The organism is Aeromonas sp. 601027, from assembly GCF_049174455.1.
GTDB lineage: Bacteria > Pseudomonadota > Gammaproteobacteria > Enterobacterales > Aeromonadaceae > Aeromonas > Aeromonas veronii_A.
On sequence record NZ_JAAKTN010000010.1, the window covers coordinates 148,849 to 172,682 of the forward strand.

Genomic DNA, 23,834 nt, shown 5'->3' on the forward strand with positions numbered 1-23,834 from the left:
GCTCCTTGCTCAGGCCCGCTGGCGCAGGGGTTGTGGGATCGCCACCTGTTCCCCGAGACGCAGGAAGGCAGGCAACAGGATCAGGGTAAACAGGGTGCTGCAGCTCATGCCGCCGACAATGACGGTGGCGAGCCCGCGGTAAATTTCACTCCCTTCGCTCGGGCTCAGCATCAGCGGCAGCATGCCGAAGATGCTGGTGAGACTGGTCATGGCGATGGGGCGCATCCGGCTTTGCAGGGCATCGGCCACCGCCAGCTGACGGCTCATGCCGTCCCGCTCGGCGGTGCGGGTCTGATGCACCAGCAGGATGGCGTTGTTGACCACCAGTCCCAGCAGGATGACAAAGCCGATGATGGTGAGCAGATCCATCGGCAGCGGCACCAGCAGCCCGCTCAGTTGCAGCGCCAGCACGCCGCCAACCGAGGCTAGGGGCAGGGTGAGCAGCACCAGTAGCGCATCCTTGAGGGAGGCAAACACTCCCCACAGCAGCACCAGCAGGATCACCACGGCGAACAGGAAGATGGTCCCCAGATTGTCGAGCGCCTGTTGCAGGCTGTCGGCGTTGCCAGCAATGCGCAGCTCGCCACCGGCGGGCAGCAGGGGGCGGATGGCGGCAAAACTGCGGTTTTTCAGGGTGTCGATCACCTGCTCCATGGTCATGCCCGCCGGAGGTGCTATCTGCAGGCTGATGCTGCGCCGCCCATCGGCCCGGAAGATACTGGCCGGGCCCATGTCGTGCTCTACCCGCAGCAGCTCGCCAAGGGGAACGATGCGCCCGGAGGGGGTGGCCAGCGGCACTGCCTTCAGTTCGTCCGGATTGGCGGAGCTCTGCCCCATCAGCATGATGTCGAGCCGATCTTCGCCGTCAAAATACTCGCCAACCCGCAAGCCGTCGCCAAAGGTCTGGATGATGGCGGGCAGGGGTGTGCGATCCCAACCCACTTCGGCGAGACGTCGATCTTGCGGCACCAGTTTGAGCTCGGGGGCGGTGAAGTCGAGACTCGGCTCGGGCCGGATCTGTGCTCCCGGCAGGTCCTTGCTGAGGATCCCCATGCTGGCTCGGGCCGCCTGATAGAGCTCGGGCAGGTTGCCTCCCTGCAGCAGCAGGGAGACGCCGTTCTCGCTGTCAAAGCCGCCAAACAGCGACCCCTGACCGCCGAACACCCGGGTGTCGGGAATACCCACCAGCAGCTGCTTCATCAACAGGCTCTCCAGCTCCTTGATGCGGTTTTCGTCTTTGGGGCGCACGCCAATCTGGGCGCCCCCCGGGTAGCGCAAGATGTAGTAGTTCTTGAGGGCAGGCTCTTTCTCCCCCTTCATGTAGGGGGCAAGGCGGGCGATCAGGGTATCGATCACCTCTTCGCGCTGGGCCTTGAGGTTGACCCCGGGGGTGAAGTTCATCCAGACATCCACCGCGTCCCGTTTCACGTCCGGCAGATAGTCCATCTTGGGCAGCAGCGCCCAGGTGGCCAGTGCCGGCAGACTCATCATCAGGGTGATGACTGTCCAGCGCTGGCGTGAGGTCGAGGTCCAGCGGATCACATGACGAGTGGTGCTCTGCCACAGCGACTCATAGGGATCGGTCAGCGTTTCACGCCCCATCCAGCGCGCCGCCACCGCGGGCAGCACGATGACGGCGACCAGCATGGAGACCGTCACGGCGCAGGCGATGGTGAGCGCCAGATCGGCAAACAGCTGACCCTCCACATCGTTGAGCAGCAGCACCGGCAGGAAGATGGCGACCGTGGTGAGGGTGGAGGCGACCAGCGCCGTCCACACCTGACGGGTACCTTCGAGCGCCGCCTCCGCCTTGCTCAAATCCCCCCGCTCGTGGCGCCGGTAGATGCTCTCCAGCACCACGATGGCGGCATCGAGCACCATACCGACGGCAAAGGCGATGCCTGCCAGCGAGATGATATTGAGGGTGCGATCCATCACCTTGAGCAGGCTGAAGGTGAGCATGATGCTGATGGGGATGGCGAGGGCAATCATCAGGGTCGCCTTGAGTTGGCGCAGAAAGAGCCAGAGGATGGCACAGGAGAGCAGCACCCCGAGCCCCAGGTTGGCGGTGACCATGCTGACGGCGCGATTGATGTAGAGGGAGGCATCGAACGACTGCTCCATGTGCAGCCCGATCGGCTCCAGCACCTCGCGGTTGAGCTCGTTCACCCGAGCCTTGATCGCCTCAAGGGATGCCAGAGCATTGGCACCGCTCTCCTTGAAGATCTGGGCGGCGATGGCGGTATTGCCGTTCTGGATCCGCAGCACCGGGTTCTCTTCCCTGGCCACCCTTACTTCTGCTACATCCCGCAGATAGATGGGCAGGCCATCGCGCCAGTCCACCACCTTGTCCCCCAGCGTCTCGACATCGTAGCGACCGGCGAAGCGCAGCTTGTACTCCCAGCGACCAATGTCGAGGGTACCGGCCGATACGTCCCAGCCGGTGGTGGCCCGGCTGGCCAACACCGGGATCTCCACCCCCAGCTCGGCGGCGCGATAGGGGTCGAAGCGGATCTGGATCTGGCGCTCGTTGATCCCCTCGACTGCGACTGTCGAGACCCCTTCGATGCGCTCCAGCTCGGGTTTGACCCGCGCCTCGATCAGCGCCTGATGATCATCGATCACTCCTTTGGCACCGGGCAGCTGCTGGATGAAGAAGAAGGTGAGGGTGTCGTTGCTGCTGTAGTTGTTGACGTAGGGGCCGCCGATCTTGTCCGGCAATCCCGAGACCCGGTTCAATCGCGAAATCACATCGAGTTGGGCCCGTTGCATGTCGGTGCCGAGGGCAAACTCCATGTCGATTTCGGTAAAGCCGGGATAGCTGTTGCTGACAAGGCTCTTGAGCCCCTGAACCCCCTGCATCTCCTGCTCGATGGGGTCGGTGATCTCCGACTCCATCTCTTGCGGCGAGGCGGAACGCCAGCTCACCGAGATGTTGAGGTGTGGACGGTCGATGTCGGGGAACAGCTGGATCGGCAGTCCCCGGATGCTGAGCAGGCCCAGCAGGAAAATCAGCACGATCGAGACCGCCACCCAGATGGGGCGTTCGATCGCCGTTTTGGCGAGATTCATTCACTCTTCCTGAGTTGTTGTTATCGGCCATTCCGCTGGCCTTGCTTCCAAAGTCCCTGCAACAGGGACTCAAGCATTTAACTGGAATTCTCCCGGCTTGTAAATGCATGGTTAGCAAACAAAAAACCGGCCACGAGGGCCGGTTTGGTACTGGTTTGCCAGGGGATCAGGCGGCGTGCTCGACCTTGTTTGGCTGCTTGTTTGCTTGCTGGGAGAAGCCTTCCAGCTCTCCCGGGGCGAAGTTGTCTACCTGAATGGCTTCGTAGCGCAGGGCATCTGCGGCCAGCAGCTTGTCCGCTTCGTCCTTGCTCAGGATGGAACCGGCCAGTGCGGCGGCAACCAGCTCCGGCAGCGCCAGTTTGCGGGGCAGTTTGCCCTCTTTCTGGGCCTGCACCAGCTTCTTCTCGTAGGGCTGCACGGCGACCATGGCCTGGAAGGCACGCTCCATCAGACCGACCGGATCCGCCTCGTCTTTGCCCACGTAGCAGAGGGCGGTCAGACGGTCGCGGAACTCGCCCGGCTTCATCATGGCCAGACAGATGGCGTGGCAGCGATCGTCGGCCGGCATCTTGTAACCGACGCCGAACGGGAACACCACGCGCTTGAGTACGGCACCCACCACCTTGTTCGGGAAGTTCTGGAAGAAGCCCTCGAACGCCTTGCCAATCAGGTAGAGGTTGCGCTCCACCGCGTACTGCACGAACGGCAGATCGGAGACCATGCGGCCCTGATCCTCGTAGTGCTTGAGGGTGGCGGAGGCCAGATAGAGGTGGCTCAACACGTCACCCAGACGGGCGGAGATCATCTCCTTGCGCTTGAGATCGCCCCCCAGCATCAGCATGGAGACGTCGGCGCACAGGGCCAGCCCTTTACTCATACGGGACAGCTGTTTGTAGTAGCGGGCGGTTTCACCGGCCACCGGCGCGCTGTTGAACTGACCCAGGGTCAGCCCCTGGAACAGGGAACCGAAGAAGTTGCCGGCGCCGAAGGCGATGTGCTTCATCAGCAGGGCGTCAAATTTCTCGAGACCGCGTTCCACGTCGGTATCGGCTGCCGCTTCCAGCTCGGCAAAGACGTACGGGTGGCAGCGGGTAGCCCCTTGCCCGAAGATCATCAGGTTGCGGGTCAGGATGTTGGCCCCTTCCACCGTGATGGCGACCGGAATACCCATGTAGGCGTAGCCGGTGTAGTTTTTCGGGCCCAGCTGGATGGCACGACCGGCGTGGATGTCCATGGAGTCATCCATGATCTGACGCGCCATTTCGGTCATGTGGTACTTGGAAATCGCGGTGACGATGGCCGGTGCCTGACCCAAATCCAGCGAACCGGCGGTCATGCGACGGGCCCCTTCCAGCTGATAGGTGAGGCCGCCGATGCGAGCCAGCGCCTCTTGCACCCCTTCAAACTTGCCGATGGACATGCCGAACTGTTTACGCACGTAGGAGTAAGCGCCCACGGTGCGGCTCGCCATGTGACCGCAAGCGGTGCCCAGCGCAGGCAGCGAGATGCCGCGACCGGCGGAGAGGCACTCCACCAGCATGCGCCAGCCACGACCGGCGTAATCCGGGCCGCCGATGATCCAGTCGAGCGGAATAAACACATCCTTGCCGAAAGTCGGGCCGTTCAGGAACGCCAGACCCATGGGGTAGTGGCGATCGCCGACGCGCACGCCCGGGTGGCTGGTGGGGATGAGGGCGCAGGTGATGCCGAGTTCTTCCTTGTCACCCAGCAGTTTTTCCGGGTCATAGAGTTTGAACGCCAGCCCCAGCACGGTAGCGCGGGGCGCCAGGGTGATGTAGCGCTTGTTCCAGTTGAGGCGAATACCCAGCACCTCTTCACCCTTGTGCATCCCTTTGCAGACGATCCCCTTGTCAGGAATGGCGCCGGCATCGGAGCCCGCCTCCGGCCCGGTCAGGGCGAAGCAGGGCACTTCCTTGCCGTTGGCCAGCCCCGGTAGCCAGAAATCTTTCTGGGCCTGGGTGCCGTAGTGCATCAGCAGCTCACCCGGGCCGAGAGAGTTCGGCACCATGACGGTGACCGCCACGCTCAGGCTCTTGGTGGCGATGCGGGTGACGATGGTGGAGTTGGCAATCGCCGAGAACTCGCGGCCGCCGTAGGATTTCGGGATGATCAGGGAGAAGAAGCCTTCCTTCTTCAGATAGTCCCACACCGGCTCCGGCAGGTCTTTGGTTTCGTTGACGATCTTGAAGTCATCAACCATGGCGAGCAGGGTTTCGACCTGATTGTCGATAAAGGCCTGCTCCTCTGCGGTCAGTTCGGCCTTGCCGTAGCCGTGCAGTTTTTTCCAGTCGGGGTTGCCGCGAAACAACTCGCCATCCCACCAGACGGAGCCGGCTTCCATGGCCTCCCGCTCGGTAGCTGACAAGGGCGGCAGTATCTTTTTGAAGATGCCGAACACCGGACGGGTTACCACCTTTTTACGGATGGAGGGTACGCCGAGCACAACGGCTATCGCCAGCACCAGCAGGACAAGCAATGTGATCATACCGAAGTTCCTTCTATTTCACTGTTTCCGTTGATTTATTGTTGGTTGTTACACGGCCAGGGAGAGCCTGGTCGACTCCACGGGCGCCCCGACTCCGGACGCCAGATAAGGAATAACGTTGCGCACCAGCCCTTCTACATCGAGCTGCTGGCCAAAGTCGGCCAGGGCGATGTCGCGCAGGGCATCGGCAGAGGCCATGGTGAATACGACGGTGCCCAGGGTGAAGTGCAGGCGCCAGAAGAGATCTGCCGGCGACAGGGCCGGATTGGCCTTGGAGATGGCCTGGGTGATCCGCATCAGAATGGCGCCGTAGTGGGCGGTGATAAAGCGGCGCAGGTGGCCCTGGCTGTCGATATAGCCGCGCCCCAGCAACTGCATGAAGATGGCCGGGCCGTTGGCCCGCACCGCCGAGAGCTTCATCAGCGGCTCTACAAAGCTTTCAAACAGTTGCAGCAGGGTCAGCTGCTCCTGCTCCATCAGTACCCGCAGGCGCGCATCCAGATCGGGCATAAACAGGCTCAGATAGCGGTCGAGCACCGCCTGGATCAGCTCCTTCTTGGAGCCGAAGTGATAGTTCACCGATGCCAGATTGACATCGGCCTCACTGGTGATCAGACGCAAAGAGGTATCGGCGAATCCCCGCTCGGCAAACAGCACTTCAGCGGCGTCGAGAATACGGTTTTTGGTATCGATTTTACTCACTGGACACCTCACTTAAACGAATGTTTAAAAAGTACGTTTCATAACGTGAAGTGTCAAGAGAATGTGAATGAGTGTTAGCGGAATGTTTTTCGATGAAAAAAGCAAAGTGGGCGGAACTTAGTCAAAAAGCAGGACTCTATATCTATGCCACTGCAATTAAACATTAAGTCTCGCCCAACCTGCACCATGCTAGTTGGGCCTTTTTTTGCGCGTCTGTTACCGGTTTGCAGGCAAAAAAAACCGCCGCAGGGCGCGACGGTGGGGAAAGTGAGTTCGCGTCATCCTGACGGCAAACTGTCGATGCGAGTTCAGGCATGTATCGACGGGGGCAGTATGCCAGCCAGGGTCCTTCAGACTATGTCAGCTTCGCGGTATTTTGTGACAAAGTGTGGCAAGCACTGGCGTGGCCCAAGCTGCGGCTCTTTGCTATGCTGCCCTTTCAAAATATGAGGGGAGAGAAGATGAAGTACCCGGTCGATACCCACACTCACACCATTGCCAGCACCCATGCCTACAGCACCATCCACGACTATCTGCCGATAGCCAGGGCCAAGGGGATCAAGCTGTTTGCCACCACGGATCACGGCCCCGAGATGGCCGATGCCCCTCATGTCTGGCATTTTGCCAACTTGCCGATATTGCCAAGAGTGGTGGATGGGGTAGGGATCCTGCGGGGTATCGAGGCCAACATCAAAAACCTCGACGGGGAGATCGATTTTCCCGAGCGTTACGAGTCGCGCCTCGACATGATCATGGCGGGCTTTCATGAGCAGGTATTCCCTCCCTGCGATCAGGCCACTCACACCCAGGCGATGATCAACGCCATCAAGAGCGGCCGGGTCGATATGATCAGCCACCCGGGCAACCCCTCATTTCCCATCGACATTCAGGCGGTGGTCAAGGCGGCGGCCGACTATCGGGTGGCGCTGGAGATCAACAACTCCTCCTTCATTCATTCCCGCCCGGGGAGCGAAGGCAACTGCCGTGCCATAGTCGAAGCCGCGCGAGATCTGGGGGCCTATCTTACCTTCGGCTCTGATTCCCACGTGGCATTTACCCTTGGCGATTTTGACCATTGCCACCGTCTGGTGACCGAAGCGGGCTTCCCGCAAGAGCGGATCCTGGTGCGCTCCCCCCGCGCCCTGCTCGATTTCCTCGAGAGCCGCGGCCGTGCCCATATCCCCGAGTTTGTCGATCTGTAAATCGTGCTCTAACACCATGAGCCAACTCATAAAATCGAGTTGGCTCAATTGACTTGCCGGTCATTTTTTATGAATGTGGAGAGCAACAAGCCGGTATAGCTCAGTTGGTAGAGCAGCGCATTCGTAATGCGAAGGTCAGGAGTTCGATCCCCCTTATCGGCACCATATAAAACAAAGGGTTAGCTTCTAATTGAAGCTAGCCCTTTGTGCTTTTTCGATAAATACCCCTCCATATACCCCGCTTTTATTCTTCATTACCCTCCTGCACTTCATTTTCTGATTCAGCCATGTCCCGAATCCGTTTACCTTTCGTCAAATAATGAATACGTCTCATTACATTCATTTACAGGTATATGTTATCTCTATGAACCTACCCAAGGGGCTGCTCTGTGCAGTCCCTTTTTCATTGGAGATTTCTCATGGCTCACCTGATCGACACAATGGCCTACACCGGTCAAACGCCCTGGCATGGCCTTGGAAATGTTTTGCCCCCGCAACAATCCCTCGATATCTGGCTACAGGCAGCCGGCATGGATTGGACCATCGAGCAGAGCGACGTGATGTTTAACGTCGCCTCCGATGCACTGCATATTCGCCCCTACAGCGACAGCAAGGTACTTTACCGCTCCGATACCCTCGCACCCCTGTCGGTGGTCTCAAGCCGCTACAACGTGGTACAGCCTCACGAGGTACTGCACTTCTATCAAGACCTAGTGGAGGCCGGTGGATTTGAGCTGGAGACCGCAGGCTCGCTTAAAGGCGGCCGCAAGCTGTGGGCACTGGCTAAGACCGGCCAGGATCTAAAACTCAAAGGCAATGACTTGGTAAAATCCTATCTGCTGCTGGCAACCAGCTGCGACGGCACGCTCTGCACCACGGCGCAGTTCACCTCGCTGCGGGTGGTCTGCAACAACACCCTGCAGATGGCACTGCGCGGCGCTACTGGTGCCATCAAGGTGCCACACTCCACTCAGTTCGATGCCGCTGCCGTCAAAGAGTCGCTTGGGCTCGGGCTGTCTCATTGGGATGAGTTCAAGGCACAGACTAAGGAATTGGCACAGCGGCCAGTCGCCCCCGAAGAGGCGCTACGCTTTTTCAGTGATCTGTTGGCGCAACCGCTGGATGAGGAGAGCATCATCCTCACCAAGCCGGTACAACGACTGCATGAGCTCTATCAAGGCGCGGGTATGGGTTCAGAGCTTGCCAGTTCCCGCAATACCGCCTGGGGGCTGGTCAATGCGGTCACAGAATACGTGGACCATCATCGCCGTGCTCGCAGCCAAGATCACCGGCTCGATTCCGCCTGGTTTGGTCAGGGCGCTCAACTCAAATCCCAAGCCCTGAGCCAAGCACTCACTCTGCTGCAGTAATTCCGCTTCCCCATTCAAACCGCATAACGACCTCACCCGGACTGGCGCAAGCCAATCCGGGCGTCGCCATTTATGCCGTCAACAAGGAGTCGTCATGAAAGCAAAAGCCAAATATGGCCAAGCCCTGCGGCTGGCCTCTACTACCCAGTTAACCCGCGAGCAATGGCTCGCTATCCGTAAACTCGGCATTGGCTCCTCCGATGCTGCCGTGGCAGTGGGGCTATCCCCCTACAAATGCCCGCTCAGCCTGTGGCTGGAGAAGACCGGTCGCAAGGAGCCGGAAGATATATCCCACAAGGAAGCTGTGCTGTGGGGCATCGAGCTCGAACCTGTGCTGGCGCAGGTCTATGCCAAACGCACCGGCTTTCGTGTGCGCCGGGTCAATGCAGTGCTACAACACCCCGAGCAACCCTTCATGCTCGCCAACCTCGACCGAGAGGTGGTCGGCCATCCCGATGGGCCGGGCATTCTGGAGATCAAGACCGCCAGCTATCACAGCGCCCCCCAGTGGGAGGAAGGGGTGCCTGTGGCTTACCAGTGTCAGGTACTCCATCAGTTGGCCGTCACCGGCCATGCCTGGGCCGAAGTGGCAGTGCTGATCGGCGGCCAGGATTTCCGGATTTATCGCATCGAGCGCGATGAGGAGAAGATCCAGGATCTCATCGAGCGGGAAGCGCAGTTCTGGCAGATGGTGCAACAAGATCAGCAGCCTGAGCCTGACGGCTCGAGTGATGCCGCCAATGCCCTGAGCTGGCTCTTTCCCCGCGATGATGGCCAAACGCTGGATCTCTCCGATTCCCCCGAGTTCAACCAGCTGTTTGGCGAGCTACTGCGATTGCGTCAGCAAAAGGAAGCCGTCGAGCTGCAGGAGTCACAACTCAAGCAGCGGCTGCAAGTCACTTTGGGCGAAGCGACAGCCGGGCTATTTGCCGATGGCAAGATCACCTGGAAGCGCAGTAAAGACCGGCTGGCGCCGGATCTCGATAAGCTCGGTCAGGATCATCCCGACCTGCTCACCCGTTACGTCAAACCGGTGCCCGGCGTGCGCCGTTTCACCATTCAACCCTTGAGGCAAACACCATGATCAAAGGACTGGCGATCACCCCGCCCGTGATCGGGCGGATCTGCATCGGCAAACTGGTGCAAAAACAGGATAAGTGGGTACCGGAGAAGGATGACAGCTTCACCCTCACCACCCAAGTACAACAAAAGGGGGGATGGTTGCTCCATCCTCTGCATCAACACTACTCATCGCAGAAAAGTGGCCAAGGGCAGGAGCAGACCAAGATCCGCGCCATTCCGGTGCGGGTGCTGTTCAACGATAGCGACTTGAATCTGCGGGCGGAATACAGCGCCTTTGACCGGCAAACCGGCAGGCCGCTCTGTGTCGGGAATGGGGAGGTGGCAAGACGAGTGGGGGCGCAAGGCATGGAGGAGGTCAGCTGCTCTGGGCCCGAGCGCTGCGCCTTTGCAGGGCAACAGGGCTGCAAGCTGTACGGGCGACTGAACCTGTTTGTGGAGGGGCAAGGGGATGAGCTTGGCAGTTTTATCTTCCGCACCACCGGCTACAACTCGGTGCGCACCCTGGCGGCACGGCTCAAGTACCTGGAGGCTGTGAGCAGTGGCCATACCCGCTATCTGCCGCTCACCCTGCGGCTGCGAGCCAAGAGCACTACCCAGTCCTACCGCACACCGGTCTACTACGTGGATTTGACCTTGCGGGAAGAGACCAGCCTGACTGAGGCAGTCAGGTTGGCACAGGAGGCAGCACAGCGTGACCAAGAAGCAGGCTTGGCCATCGAGCAGATGGAGCTGGCTGCTCATGAGTTGCTGCGTAACGGCCAGTTTGAAGATATCGATGAAGAGGTGCCGATGCTGCTGGAGGAGTTTTATCCCGAAGCCAACAGCGATGAAACGGCGAATGGAAACGCAGGGGCGGAGGCGGCTACCTCGCGTAACGCACCGCAAAGCCAAGCAACCAGAACGCCACAGAGACCACAACCAAGAAGGAGTCCACTCACCAACAAATTGGGGAAAGAGAACCCATCCCCTCCCCAGTGAATGGTGGATGATCAGCGGGAACGCGCCAACCGCTCCACCAACCGTTCTACTGTTTCCAGCAACAGAGTTCGGTCAGCATCATCGAGCCGGGCCAGTTGCTGGCTCAGCACAATGCCCTGCTCGGTCGGGCGGTTACTGGTCTCGCGCAGGAAATCCGCCAGCTCACAGCCGAAAAGTTGCGCGAGCTCCGCCAGCCGCACCACGGTCGGCACCACAATCCCCCGCTCCATCCGGGAGACGGCCTCCATCCCGATATTGAGGTGTTCAGCCACCTGCTCCTGGGTAAACCCTGCTTGGTTACGCTGACGCCCAATCGCCTTACCCACGTTCTTGGCTAACTGCTCAAAGTTGATATCTGTCATAAGTCCTCCAACCAACCCCTATGGTTGGGGGTGGACTCGTTGACATGAAGAACCACAAAAGGTGAGGATCAACCCAAAAGGTTGGTGCTGGGCATTTTCTGCCTATCTAACCGGTATAGAGTTACCCAATTCCCTACGACTTACTACCAACAGGAGTTCTTATGAAACGACTCGTTCCATTGCTCACCCTGGCAGTCACTGCACCGAGTATCATGGCCAGCAACACCAATGACATCTGGTCCTATGAAGACAGTACCGGCACCACCTTGGCTCAAGCGTGTAATAACAAACGTACTTGTGATTTGATCTACAAAAACAGCCACTACCTTGCCCTCGTCAACAACAGCTCCCAAACGGGCTGTGCCACTGGCGATCTGCTGGTTGCCGAACACGCCAGTCGCAGCTTTAAGAAACTGGATACCGGCACCTGCAGCTCCTCCGCCAGTATCGAGGTCAATACCTACAATCGGCTGAACAACGTCGATATCATGGTCGGTGACCGGCTCATCAAGCGTTATCCACTGGATACCTGGATGTACATGGAAGAACGAAAGAAGGGTAATGTGGCATCTTGGAAAAAAGCAGAAGAGAACGCCAAGAAGCCTCAGATGCTGGATGCCCCGAAAGGTCCCCCTGCACAGTGGGTGGCGGAAGAGGGGCGTTATGGCCCTCGCTATACCCTGACACAGGGCCAGGGTTACTCACGATACGTACTGGAAATCAAATGCGCCTTTCAGATGCCGGGGGCAACTTGGCCCCTGCACTCTGAACTCAGATACACCAGAGCCTACGATACCTCAAGCAACGTTGAGGAGATCGAGGTTAATGGCCAACGTCTGTCCGGTAAAGCCAAAAGCCAGGCCGAATGGACTGAGCTCGTCAACGCGATCCTCTCCGCCTCAACCCTGAGCATCTACCGTGGGCAGGATCAAAAAGCCACATGGACGGTCAAGCCCACGAAGTTGACCTCCACTTGCGACTATTACAACGGGTGAATCATGAACATCACTTCAATTAAATGCTCGATTGCTGCCCTGATGGCTTGTGGACTGCTCTGGGCCCACCCAAGCCATGCAGAAGATCAACGCTACCTCGCTATCCAGCACACAGATACTGTCTACGCCAACCAGGGCGTCTGCGCGTACCATTTTTCTCTCGATAGTGGGGGAGCGGATGAGTTTGGGCGGCTGTATATCACGCTGCAGTTTAATGACAAAAAGGGCAAAGCCTTAGCTGAATCAACGCTGGAGGTTGAGCCATTCGGTGGGAGCGACGCTACCCGCTATGGTGGTGGCTTTACAGAAGTGGATTGCGCCCAAGTAGAGCAGGCCAAGTCCATCGCCATTATTCAGGCAACCGAGGTGCTCGCCAACAACCAAGTCACCCGACTGCCGATATCAACCTTCACTCCTGAATTTCATCAACCACTGAAGATCACAGTGGGCGGCAAGTAGCCTACTCAGAAAAAATAAAGTCAAAGGGCGTCACCATAACGGTGACGCCCTTTTCATTTCCAACCTTTGATGAGGATCATCATCCCATGACACGACATTTCATTATTGGCGATCACTTAGTAACACCACAGCCAGAAGGCCCTCATCATGGTCTCTTTGTTGGCCATGACCAGGTCATTCACTGTCTACGCACTCCTGCCGGTGAGCACTCAGTTCAATTGGCGCTGACCTCCCTGGCTGAATTCAGCCAGCACCACGCCATCGAGGTCAGGCCCCATGCCATGCGCCTGTTTAGCCGAGAAGAGAGCCTGGCACGGGCTTACGCCCGACTCAATGAAGGTGAGCAAGGCCAACCATTTGCCAGTGGCGAGCAGTTTGTTACTTGGTGCATAGAAGGGGTTAAGCACCCTCCCAAGCTGCTGCAGACCGCTGTAGCAACTGTGGTGGCTGCCGAAGTGGCTCGTCACACGTTAGGCAAGGCGGCCACCAGTGCAACGGCAGGACTTGCTGCCAGCACCCTAGCCACAACTGCTGGAGGTAGTGGCGCTGCTGCAACGGTAGTATCGGTGACCGGTATTGCCACAGCCCCGTTGTTAGCGCCCCTTGCCGTGGGCGCCGTCGCAGCCTATGGCGTCAGCAAACTGTGGGATTGGTTAAACGACTGACCCATCACTTCAAAGCAAAACGCAGGGGTGCTCTCCTGCTGGAACTCAATGAGGAAACACCATGACAATTCCCTTTTTCCGGGACGGCTTTGCCCTGCCCGTAGCCCAAGCATTGCTGGTTCTGCTCGACCAGGAAGTCGCTAAAACCGATCTCAATATCGAGCGCTTAACCCAACTGACCTTCAACTTTCGCAACCCCGGCTACAGCGTCGAACAAGGCGGTGTGCACCCAGTCGAGATCCGCCTGATCCGTGGGCTAGATGGCTGGCTGTTCGATTACGTCACCGACTTCAGCTACCAAGGGCTCGGCCATGATGCGGAACTCTGCAAGGTGCTCGACTTCAACTTCCTCGATGGGGATCACACCATGTTGGGCTGGGGACCGCTGCGGCTGGCCGAAGCGCGGGAGTTGTTCGATATCTGGCAGAGCAACTTTATTGCCTACTGCCTGTTGGAATGCTTCAGCGTCACGGTCGCAGGGGATTAGGAGGTAACTATGAGCCAAGAATTAGCGCTCTCCCACTACTCACGTCAGTGGCTGGGACGAGTCGCCACCAGCGCCAAGCTAACCCCCACTCGCAGTGGTCAACGCTGGCTACTGCACCTGACACCGGATAGCCCACAAGCCAGCACAGTCACCTTGCAAGTCCGTTGGTCTGGCGCACAGTGGCAACTGCTCTCCCTCAGCAATGCCGAGGACTGGCACACAATGAGCCAGCCGAGAGATGAAATCTGTATCGACCCCAAGCGTCGCTGTTTCTGGCGTTGCCAAGCTGGGCCCGTGCTGCTCACCGAGCTGCCTCGCGTACTGGCAAGCTTCTTGGCTGACCTGCAGCGTACCTGCATCAATCGTGGCTATCGCGTGGAGAGTGATCCCATCCCCGACAAGGAGACCGAAGATGATTAACGCCGTGATCGCCATCGAGCTGGAGGCTTACCTTGAGCACAATGGTCAGATTGAAGCAGTGCATGACCGAGGTCAGCCGTTTGACGGATGTGCCCTCTACCTGTGCTATGAAAACGAACGGGGCAATGCACTGGCTCAATGGCGGGGCGATGGCGTATGGAGCACCATCATGTTGCACCACAAACTGCTCGCCGGGGAGATCTCCGGAATTTATCTCGTCACTGAACTGATTAACGAAGAGGACCTGTTGACTATCGCCAACCAGATTGCCCGTCAGAAACTGGCCAAGGGAGAATCGATTACCGACAAACACTCGGCACAGAAGTGCATTACAAACCTTGTAGCAGAGTAAAGGGCATGAAGTACATGCCATGCTGTTCTTGGATAACCTGCACCGGGTTCTGGCGTATGAAGAGTTGTTTTGTAGTGCCTCCGTTTAACCAAGGGAAGTTGTCAAACGTGCGCTTGCAATCAATGCGGCGGCAATGGTGCTGGTACATAATCACCCATCAGGCCACCCGGAGCCCAGTCGAGCAGACATTAAGGTCACCCAACAGCTGCAGAGTGCACTGGTCTATATCCTTATCCTAGTTCATCTGGTGGTTGCCACGGAGGGGGGATTGTATCGCTTGTGGAGAGAGGCTCTTTGGGTTAAACGCTCTCGCTGTGGTTCTATCACCATTTTTGCTAGACTCTGTGGTTTAATTTCTGCCAAACATCCGACTATGAAACTGCTAAACACCTACGATGACAAAGAGGAAGCCGAAACGGCCCTGACCAAGATAAGCGGCGAGAAGCGCCTTGCTAGCGAGCGTGATAGCACCATTGTCATCTACAACCTGTTTGGTCAACCAACTTGGGGAAACTTCTACCGGCTCGGCATGTTTGACCTGCCTGAGCTACAAGATATGCTGGAGCGGCGTAAGGCAGGGCAACTGATTGATACTGCTCGCCATAAGGAGGTCATCGCCATGCTGCACTACGTGGCACGATCTTTTGAACTCGCGATCCCGGAACACTGGATGTGAAGAAGGCCGGGATACCCGGCCTTCATTTTTTTGTTTACTCTTTAAACTCCATGTTGTTGAAATTGAGCAAGCCACAGTTTTCCTGAATCGCTCGTTGTAGGCTGACATCCTGACCTGCCAAAAATGGCCTCAATGGCCTTCATGTCACAGATAGTCGTTGGCCAATAGACCTTCAAACAAGACCTTCGCACTCGATGCATCCAACACCGCTTGCCGTACATCTGTGCGGGTCAAATCAAGCACACGCAGTTTACCGCTTGCTTCAGCCACGGCTTCAATACGACGGTAAGCGTCTGCGTGTTTAGTAGCGTACTCAGCCAACCCCTGCAACTTTGGCAAGGCGTCGGCCAGATGAAGCCCGTGTGGATCGACCAAATCCACCACGACCTTGCCATCTTGCTCTGCAAAAAAGATAAAGTCTGGACGGACGATCTTGAATTGCTCATCTTCACGGTAAGCAATACCCAATGAGGACTGTCCCGGTTGCTGTGGGTTACGATACCAGAATCGGAAGCCAGTGCGCTTGGATTCCGCTTCGACAACCGTGCGTTCCCATTCATTCAGCTCGGCTGGATACTTGCCGTCCTTGTCGATCAGCAGATGGTTTTTCCAGGTTTGGAAGGTAATTTCCTTGTCGTTTTCTCGCGCCTTAGTAGCTTCATAGCGAGATTCAGGCTTTGCCAAATCCACGCTCTGTGGCTCGGTGCTCATCTCGATGATTTGCCGATAGGACTCCTTGCGGTCGTCCGAGAGTGCCTTGATCTGAGGCGCGTATTCCGCAAGCCACGCTTTCGCAAGCGTGTCGGCTTTTTCATCAAAATAGGCTTGAACTTCAGTAACCAAGCCTAGACCTGCGACAGTGACTCGGGCCTCTACGATGGCATCAAGAAACTCCTCTGGATCGTCGTGTGGGTTGGCGACCTGCCTGGCCAAATGCTCGACATATGTTTTCGCAATGTCCGGACTAAAGATGCGCGCCGCGCGCCGGTAGGCGTCGTCGATCACTGCGACGTCGGCGTCTTCCCAGAACTGATCGAAGGTCTTTTCCTTACCCTTCATGTCGGCAATAACCGTCTTGCCATCGACGGTCAGCACAGACTTGCGCTTAGCCTCGATCTTCTCTTTCTGAGATACCTGGAACGCATCCAGTGCTTCGTGCATCAGGGCATGAGCCAACCTGCCAGCTCCAGCCAAAATACCGTCAGACGCCAATTCGTGAGCCAACGCGGTGAGGCGCTTTGCCGGTTTCGCACCGCGCTGCGGTCGGGTTTGAGATGGAAGGGACTCAAAAGCTCTCCATACCGAGGTGTTGGCCTCGCTGTGTGGTTTGACTTCCACATAATCAATCAGTATGCGCCCAGTGGGTGGTGCCGATTCATCGCCTTTCATCAACGTATCGACAACTTCTTCAACCGCCTTGCGGTTGAACTTCGGCAGCAAGCAATCCACCGCATTCAGTCGATCATTGCCGGGGATTCGTCGGGCCAAGGGTGAACGGACCATCCGGCCAAGCAATTGGGTAATATGGGTTCGGTCGCTGGCCGCACGGAAAGACACCATTACTTCTGCGCGTGGGCAATCCCAACCGGTACTAATGGCATCTTTGGCGATCAACACCCGCACCCAAGTCGCGTCCTGCACCCGTTGCGGTTCGATGTGTGGCACATTGTGGTTACCGAATTGCTGCGTGGTGTGATCACCAAACACATGCGCCACGCTAGCAATAGGCAAGTCCGGGTAACGATCAAAGATCGTGTCCAGTGCCCGACCAATTTCGTTCGGATCAGGCGTATTGGGGACTTGCAGCACCATCAGCGGAACCACCGCGCGTGCTTCATCCTGTTGTTTAGCATATTCATGCCAAGCGATGGTGGACTCCTTCAGCTTGTCTGTGGCGCGTCGTACTAGCACAGTATCGAAATCACCGGTTTCGTTTGGGATGTCTAGCAATATGGTGTCTTTAATTAGGCCGGATTCCTGCACCTTCACTGCATCTACAACGACATTCGGCAGTTTGATGTGCTTACCCGCAAACTCGATGGCCTTGTTGAAACGCTCCACAGTTGCCGAAATCCCCCACACCACCGGGATTCCTGGCACACTGCTAAAACCATTGATCAGGCGTTGCACGATAGTGCCTTTTTCTTTGACCGTGGAATTGCCCATGCCGCGATGAGCCTCGTCCAGCACTAGATACAAAGTCAGCTCAGGGTCTTCAATGGTGTTCTGGATCGTATCCCAAATGGTGTAAGTACGCAGATCTGGCCGAGTTTCTGGAAACAGAGAGCCAGCCTTGGCTTCCAGTTCTTCCTGGTCATGCCCCCGCACCAGCAAGCTGTTTTTGCCCAACTTTTGCGTGTTGAGAAAATAAATTTTCCCGGCCTCAAACCGTGGACGGTTAAAAGTGTTTTCCACCACAACCAGATCGGTGTGATTGATGCGGTCGCTGGCTTCCATCAAGCGGAAACGCGTTTGCTCATTCAGTGACGGATCATCGCTGAACCAGATCACCACAGCACCAGGATCAGCATCGAATTGAAACTCGTCATCGCCGTGAAACAGCGCCTCGAAGGCGGCAGCTGCCATTACAGTCTTACCCGCACCCGTGATGGCGGTTAGAGAGAACGCACTCTTGCGCGATTTACGATGCCAGTCATCCTGCGCATCTCTGATGTTGTTCAATGCATCGCGTACTGCGTCACGTTGATAGTCCTTGAGGGTGAACTTCATCTCTATTCCCCGTTTGCGAAGCTGAAATTGGACAGGTACGACTCATACAGCCGCACTGGCTCTACGCCATCAGGCAGGCGCTTGGCAATGGCTTGAAAGCGCCGCTCATCGTCGGTAACGATGTAAACAACGCGCAAGCCGCTGGCTTGACTCACTGCATGGATAAACGGCGTGGCCTGATCCACCTCGGTCAACAAACCATAGGTATCCACCACTGCCCATCCCTCTGGTGGCAATTTGTCTATGCGGCGACCTTGAGCCCCCGCCCGCATCCACAACATGGGAGTGATACGCGCATAAGCCAGGTTGTGATTGACCGCGTTCTTGGCCTCGTAGGTCAAGGTGAAGAACTCAGCGTTTTCCTCGAATCCATCAGCCATCGGGAATTCGTCTGTGAACTTGTAATCGCCCTTGATCGGCTCACCGGCTGGCGTCTTACCGGTAATAGCAGCAGCAACGCGCGGCTTGGTGATGTAGTCACAGATACCGTGCTTTTCCCATTCGGCATCGCCGGGGCGCAACCCCTGCTCACGAAGTGCTTTCTGTTCGTCGGCAGCCACCTCGTTGTTAGTTACCGAAATGCTCTGGCGGCTACCGCCATCCTGCTTGTTCAGCCTCATCACGGCATGGGCTGTGGTACCCGAGCCGCTAAAGAAATCGACTACTACTGCATTAGGTTTCTTCGCGAGCACAAACCTTAGACAGTCCTCCACTGCATACAGAGATTTTGGATACGGAAAGCGTCGCCCGGGAACCATTCGCTTCAGCAAGCCTGCACCGTGCTCGCTTGCACTATGGGAAACCATATTCCAAAGAGTTCCTGGGCTTCTTGTACCTACTGAATCCGCGAACTGCAGTTCAAGAGCTCCCTCGCTATTGCGCCCGGTAGCTATGATCTCGCCGCATTCAATCATCTTGCGAATACCGGATTGAAGGTATGAAACAGAACGCAACCCCGTCTTCTTGTTTCGGGGGCCAAATTTTGCGTGTCCAATCTCCAAATATTCTCGAAATGAACTTGGACTTAGGCGCCACATCAATTCCTGACCGTTCCCATCAATAGGTAAAATTGCAATGGTTCCCTCTGGTACAGGTATTTCATCTGGCTTTACATCGACTGCAGGAGGCTCACCAGTCGAATGGTATTGGCCGGTCTCTTTGTCGATAAAGATGGGAAAGAACATCGAAGGAATTCGCGTTCTTCGACTTCCCTCCCCATTTCGCATCAAACCTGCCCAACGAACACTGCGGCCGTCCTCCTTCACTTCTCTAAGCATGTCAGTACGCCATGGGGTAACTTTGGAGTTGCCGAAGAAAACAAAGTAAATGTATTCGTCAACTCTGCTAAACCTTCCCGTTCGGGCTGAACCTTTTGGGTTGATGACACTACTAATCATTTGAATAGCGGCTTCGGGGAACATTTGCTCCAGCAACATTCCCAGTCGAAGATATTCCTTTTCGTCGATTGTTACGATCAACACAGAGTCCGCAGGATTAAGCAGCACCTTGGCCATATCCAAACGCCTCTCCATCATCGCCAGCCATTTGCTGTGGCGGTACAGGTCATCACCTTCAACGTAATCGTTATTGTATTTCCAGTCCTTCGCCCCGGTGTTGTACGGAGGGTCGATGTAGATCGCATCAACCCTACCTCGATGCGTGTAGGTCAGAGCCTTCAACACGTGATAGTTCTCGCCGTTGATGACTGTGTGAAAGGGCTTGTCGCCGCCGCGCGTGACTTTGCCGGTGCTAACCAAGCCTGGGTAAATCGTGTCCCGGAATTCCGCTACCACGACCAGATCGACCAGCGGCACAGACTGTATTTCAGGCTCTGCTGTATCTAGTAGTTCCAAGTCAGCAATTTTCGTGGTCTTGTGAATAGCCTTAACCTGCCACAGGCGCTGATCGCCTTTTTTGACCGAGCCACGTTGAGGCAGTACGCGCACTTTGTCACCCTTACGAACAGGGCGCAAAGGCAACTCAACCGCCTCCGGGCTGTGACGTTCAAAGTTCAGACCAAACGGCAGTCGAGAGGAGAGTAACTTGAACTCACGCTCCAGATCGGCACCCAGCTGTGAGTCCTTAGCCTTGGCGTTGGCGAGTAGGTCAGTGAGTCGAGACACGGCCGCTCCCTGTTTGTCGTGATATGCGGTGTATGGCAATAAAAAGCGACATCAGCTTTCACCTTGTTTATGTGAGTTCCCGATACTGGCGGCAATCCAGTTGTCTAGTTCCGCACGGCGGAAGCGCCAACTGCCGCCAAGCTTGAAGGCAGGGATTTTCCCCTCCTGCGCCAGTCGATAGACCGTACGCTTGCCTGCTTTAAGGTATGCGGCAACTTCTTCGAGGGTGAGGATTTCGCCTTCAGAGGTTGTCATGGCGGTGCCTATATCAAGGATGGATTCAGATTGCAGAATTTAGCCAAATTTACCATAAAATCTCAATCAGCATCCAGAATTGACACTGGTTGATATCCGCACCTTGGCTCACCTGATGGTGCGGACGGAGGACATGGAGCCGGGGCACTTGGTCGTGCTAGGAATAGCGATTACCCGGCAATGATGGGTTTCAGCCACAACGTGGAATTGAAACTCCATTTTAAAGCACACAGAATAGACGAATTTTGAATGGGGATTGCTTTCCAAATGAGGAGCTCACACAACATGGTTCGTCAACATTCACCAGAGTCTGATTACCTGTATAAAAAGTGCGAGATTATGAGTGAACAAAGACAGAGCAAAGTATTCAACAAATGAATCGGTTAAACCTGACTTGGGTAAATGGTGATTATTTAGCAAGCCAAAGCTGCATCAAACCGAGCCCGACCAGCTCGGCTTGAAAAGTCAGACTAACTACCAAAGAGTTTCTTGCGTTGCGCGGTCCTATCCCGGCGTAGATTCTCGTAGGCGGTTCGGCGTTTAGACGCCTTGTTGATTAACTCCAAGACCTGGGCAATATCGCCGAGCAGCTCGTCACGCGTTGGAAGTGGTAGTTGACGCTCGCCTGGGGTGTCGTGGGCCTCGGTAGCTTCGCAGGCCCGATCATACACTGCTAGCAACTGCTCCCACTCATCAGCGGGGTGGCCAATGACGGCCCCAAATGCTTCTACGCTCACCACATCGCTGAACGGCTGGACCGTGTTGTTTAGGAAAACCTCGCGAATGGCGCGTTCGACTGTGCCTCTGAGGCTTGAGTACCCCGATGCAATTTGCCGCTCAAGCTCATCGTCTGGGTCGCTACCGGCCGGAACGTGCAGCGCTTTCGCGCGATTTTCCAGATTAGTCAGGCGGGCCTTGGTGTCCATCGTCGTCCATGTCAGTCCTTCGCTCACCAAACCCGGCGACTCATCCCAACAGATGGTCTTGTAATTGGCCGCTCGATCAGCACGCTGAAGCGCCATGGCGAGCTCGGTCAGGAACACCGCATCATGAGTAAATACGAGTACTTGGCGGGTATCAGCTAGCGCCACCAAACGTCGAGCGATGGCCCGACGATATATGTGGTCCAGCGAGGTAGACGGATCGTCGAAAATCACGGTCGAAGTATGTGGCAGGGATTCGAGTTCGGCGAGGAACATTGCCATTCCCAAAGCACGCTGCTCCCCTTCAGACAGTATCTTGGAGGCTTTTGCCGTGATTTCTTGCAGACGCAGCGTGACCTTGGTTACCCCAAGCTCCGTGCGTCCGCTGAGGTCGGGTTGCACCCGTCGCTTATAGCCCAGGGCTTTTAACTCAGCATTCATGGAGGCGGCCAATGCCTCTGTTACATGCGTCGCAGCTAGGGTTGTCAGTTTGCGTGATATGCCCGCTGGGTTGAGGGCGGCATGGCAGCGGCTCAACGTGGCATGGACCTTACTGTTCTGAATGAAGCTCTCCACCATGCCAAGCTGACTACTGAGACGTTGCCGGGCTTCCAACTCTGCCAGCTCTTGGGTCAGCGCCAAGCGAACAGCGGGATCGGCAGAGGTCCGCAGGGTATTGGCGTCGGCTCGCAGCGAAGCAGCTTTGGTTGCAAAGAGGTTATCGAGGTTCGCTTCGATAGGAAGCTCTGCTGACTCGGGAGACCAGTTTCCAACTTTTAGTGCTTCGCGAACCCAAGTGTGCCTAATAGTCCAGACCGACGCCGCAGCAGTAATGGCAGCATGCAGATCAGGCAGTCGCTCCGCCACGTCAGCCAACGTCGGCACATCAAGAACGTTCAAATCGACAGCCAACACCTTCCCTAGAGCGTCCTTGCGTGCAAGGGTGGCGGCTTGCGCATCTGCAGTAGCGCTGTCGGCGACAAATGCTGCGAAACGCCGCATGCGCTCCGAAGCATCCGTTGAATAGGGTTGTTGGCAGAGTACACAGTAAGCGTCCGGTTCCAAATGTGGGAAGGAGTGTTCAGGGTATGCCGCCTGCAGAGAGAATGCTTCAGCAGCCCGGTACATCGTTTGCCAGAGTCCTGCACCCGTGCCATCCAGCAGAGTGGTGATGTTCGAGGGTGTTACCGATGGCTCTAGGGTGTCCAGTGCGACTCTACCCCGAAGACGCTCTTGCGCCAGTTGCATGGCGAAGTGCGCGGTTTTCTCCGTCGTGATCAGTTCCTTTGCCCGTGTTATGGCACGGTCATTTACCCAGCGCTGGACTGATTCAGCCCTGAGCTGGGCCTGATCCAGGCGTGTCGCCAGCCGTTCCAGGGCCTGAGCCTGCGGTGTAGGATCGCTTTCCAGTAAAGTCCGCTTCAGAAACTCCAGTCGCAGGAGTTCCTCTTTACTCACAGACCCCAATCGAGCCAGTTCGGTTCGGTCTGAGTTCACCCCTAGCTTGGCGATATAGCGGCCGACTTCGGTGTCACCCTTCAGCTGTTCGAATTGTCGGGTATCCAGAACCAAGTTATCGCGTTCGGTCCCAATTCGGGTCTGTAAATTGCGCTGAAGAAGGACTAGGCGCGTCAGGTGAGTCAGTCCGTAAGGCTGAAATGCTGGTGTCCCTTCCGCGTCGATATAGTCGTTAGCGCATGCTACGTCGTAGACCGAGACCGAGCTCAAATGCGGATGTGCCGGCCCGTTCTGGACCCAGCGAGCGGTTTCTGGAGTGCCATCAACTAAAATTGCGAAGTCTGCTGATGGTGACCGGGGCGGTGTTGCCGCCCCAAAAGCATTAGGCAGGACCTCCACCCGATGCCGAGCTTTACAGGCATTCTTGAAGACGCGGGCGTAGCCGGATTTGCCGGCCCCGTTATGACCAAAGAAAATGGTTATGCCCTCCGGTGTGAGGTCAAAGCCACGACCGGATGGGAAGCCGTTTACCTGGTCCAGCCCCGAAACGCCTACTAATCGCACAGTTGCACCACTGCCGGCACCTGGTACGTCATCCAGTGTGAATGGTTGAATGCTCCCCGTAACCGCACCTTCCCGTTCTTGCTCGCGAACCATTTGCAGAATGGTCTCAATGTCATCTTGGGTGAGTTCGGGCCGGGAAAATATTCGGCGCAGAGCTTCCTGTTGCCAGGGCCTAAGCCCGTTGCCCCATTCTATAATCTCGTCCAGCAATGGCATAGCCGTCTCCTTTTTCAGGTCTGCCGATTAAAAGCCGTACCCAAATAGATCGCAAGTAGGCAACTCAGAACGTTCGGAACCCATCACATAACTCACAATGAACATATCTTTACAACCGCTCGATTTTTTTCCAAAACTCACGATTGCCAATCCCGTCATGGCGTTGTTGCTTAAATCGATGCAGTTTGAAGGGAACTTACTGAGGACTCGGTGATCTGATCATCACCATCCCCTTC

18 protein-coding genes, 1 tRNA gene and 1 pseudogene are annotated in these 23,834 nt (G+C 56.6%); 12 read left to right on the forward strand and 8 right to left on the reverse strand.

Features of this window, described 5'->3' with window-relative positions; all coding sequences use genetic code 11:
- Positions 1 to 9 precede the first annotated feature (9 nt).
- The 3 genes from G5193_RS14300 to G5193_RS14310 form a co-directional block, all read right to left on the reverse strand.
- Positions 10 to 3,072: an efflux RND transporter permease subunit gene (locus G5193_RS14300; protein ID WP_421206237.1), complete on the reverse strand. Its 3,063-nt coding sequence runs from the start codon at positions 3,070 to 3,072 to the stop codon at positions 10 to 12.
- 166 nt (positions 3,073 to 3,238) lie between these two features.
- Positions 3,239 to 5,578: an acyl-CoA dehydrogenase gene (locus G5193_RS14305; protein ID WP_005353557.1), complete on the reverse strand. Its 2,340-nt coding sequence runs from the start codon at positions 5,576 to 5,578 to the stop codon at positions 3,239 to 3,241.
- A 48-nt stretch (positions 5,579 to 5,626) separates the two neighbouring features.
- Complete coding sequence (locus G5193_RS14310; RefSeq protein ID WP_421206238.1) at positions 5,627 to 6,280, reverse strand: TetR/AcrR family transcriptional regulator; 654 nt, start codon at positions 6,278 to 6,280, stop codon at positions 5,627 to 5,629.
- Between the two features lie 461 nt (positions 6,281 to 6,741).
- Here G5193_RS14310 and G5193_RS14315 point away from each other — a divergent pair, with 461 nt between their 5' ends.
- From G5193_RS14315 to G5193_RS14335, 5 genes are all read left to right on the forward strand, one after another.
- Complete coding sequence (locus G5193_RS14315) at positions 6,742 to 7,482, forward strand: phosphatase (protein WP_111900856.1); 741 nt, start codon at positions 6,742 to 6,744, stop codon at positions 7,480 to 7,482.
- Positions 7,483 to 7,571: 89 nt separating this feature from the next.
- Positions 7,572 to 7,647 (forward strand) — tRNA-Thr (locus G5193_RS14320).
- Positions 7,648 to 7,901: 254 nt separating this feature from the next.
- Positions 7,902 to 8,852, forward strand: a complete 951-nt coding sequence (locus G5193_RS14325) for a DUF932 domain-containing protein (protein ID WP_024943923.1) — start codon at positions 7,902 to 7,904, stop codon at positions 8,850 to 8,852.
- Between the two features lie 94 nt (positions 8,853 to 8,946).
- Entirely contained in the window at positions 8,947 to 9,936 is a 990-nt protein-coding gene (locus G5193_RS14330) for a YqaJ viral recombinase family protein (RefSeq protein ID WP_198505931.1), read from the forward strand.
- Entirely contained in the window at positions 9,933 to 10,913 is a 981-nt protein-coding gene (locus G5193_RS14335) for a hypothetical protein (protein ID WP_319888704.1), read from the forward strand. The genes G5193_RS14330 and G5193_RS14335 overlap by 4 nt, the downstream gene beginning before the upstream one ends.
- An 11-nt stretch (positions 10,914 to 10,924) precedes the next feature.
- On the opposite strand, the gene G5193_RS14340 is transcribed toward G5193_RS14335, so the two are convergent.
- Entirely contained in the window at positions 10,925 to 11,275 is a 351-nt protein-coding gene (locus G5193_RS14340; protein WP_024945995.1) for a helix-turn-helix domain-containing protein, read from the reverse strand.
- A gap of 161 nt (positions 11,276 to 11,436) precedes the next feature.
- On the opposite strand from G5193_RS14340, the gene G5193_RS14345 reads away from it, so the two are divergent.
- The 7 genes and pseudogenes from G5193_RS14345 to G5193_RS14375 all read left to right on the forward strand — a co-directional run bounded on the left by G5193_RS14345 (position 11,437) and on the right by G5193_RS14375 (position 15,329).
- On the forward strand, positions 11,437 to 12,270 hold the full coding sequence (locus G5193_RS14345; RefSeq protein ID WP_198505933.1) for a hypothetical protein: 834 nt from the start codon (positions 11,437 to 11,439) through the stop codon (positions 12,268 to 12,270).
- A gap of 3 nt (positions 12,271 to 12,273) precedes the next feature.
- A complete protein-coding gene (locus tag G5193_RS14350; RefSeq protein ID WP_362838202.1) occupies positions 12,274 to 12,729 on the forward strand; it encodes an IrmA family protein in 456 nt (151 codons plus the stop codon).
- 218 nt (positions 12,730 to 12,947) lie between these two features.
- Positions 12,948 to 13,394, forward strand: coding sequence for a hypothetical protein (locus G5193_RS14355; RefSeq protein WP_421206239.1), 447 nt, complete (start codon positions 12,948 to 12,950; stop codon positions 13,392 to 13,394).
- A 61-nt stretch (positions 13,395 to 13,455) separates the two neighbouring features.
- Positions 13,456 to 13,881 carry a DUF2787 domain-containing protein gene (locus G5193_RS14360; RefSeq protein WP_410741847.1) on the forward strand — a complete coding sequence of 142 codons (426 nt, stop codon included), beginning with the start codon at positions 13,456 to 13,458 and terminating at the stop codon, positions 13,879 to 13,881.
- A gap of 9 nt (positions 13,882 to 13,890) precedes the next feature.
- Entirely contained in the window at positions 13,891 to 14,301 is a 411-nt protein-coding gene (locus tag G5193_RS14365) for a hypothetical protein (protein WP_219311429.1), read from the forward strand.
- Between the two features lie 169 nt (positions 14,302 to 14,470).
- Positions 14,471 to 14,956 (forward strand): annotated as a pseudogene (locus tag G5193_RS14370) (JAB domain-containing protein).
- Between the two features lie 70 nt (positions 14,957 to 15,026).
- The gene (locus tag G5193_RS14375) at positions 15,027 to 15,329 is read left to right on the forward strand and encodes a hypothetical protein (RefSeq protein WP_219311431.1); all 303 of its coding nucleotides are present in this window, start codon (positions 15,027 to 15,029) and stop codon (positions 15,327 to 15,329) included.
- Positions 15,330 to 15,473: 144 nt separating this feature from the next.
- Here the strand turns inward: G5193_RS14375 and G5193_RS14380 are convergent, their stop codons facing one another.
- From G5193_RS14380 to G5193_RS14395, 4 genes are all read right to left on the reverse strand, one after another.
- Positions 15,474 to 18,059: a DEAD/DEAH box helicase gene (locus tag G5193_RS14380; RefSeq protein WP_219311434.1), complete on the reverse strand. Its 2,586-nt coding sequence runs from the start codon at positions 18,057 to 18,059 to the stop codon at positions 15,474 to 15,476.
- Between the two features lie 2 nt (positions 18,060 to 18,061).
- Positions 18,062 to 20,182: a site-specific DNA-methyltransferase gene (locus tag G5193_RS14385; RefSeq protein ID WP_410741848.1), complete on the reverse strand. Its 2,121-nt coding sequence runs from the start codon at positions 20,180 to 20,182 to the stop codon at positions 18,062 to 18,064.
- Between the two features lie 51 nt (positions 20,183 to 20,233).
- Positions 20,234 to 20,437 carry a methylation-associated defense system helix-turn-helix domain-containing protein MAD1 gene (gene mads1, locus G5193_RS14390; protein WP_219311437.1) on the reverse strand — a complete coding sequence of 68 codons (204 nt, stop codon included), beginning with the start codon at positions 20,435 to 20,437 and terminating at the stop codon, positions 20,234 to 20,236.
- A gap of 470 nt (positions 20,438 to 20,907) precedes the next feature.
- Positions 20,908 to 23,598: an AAA family ATPase gene (locus G5193_RS14395; protein WP_421206240.1), complete on the reverse strand. Its 2,691-nt coding sequence runs from the start codon at positions 23,596 to 23,598 to the stop codon at positions 20,908 to 20,910.
- Positions 23,599 to 23,834: the final 236 nt, after the last annotated feature.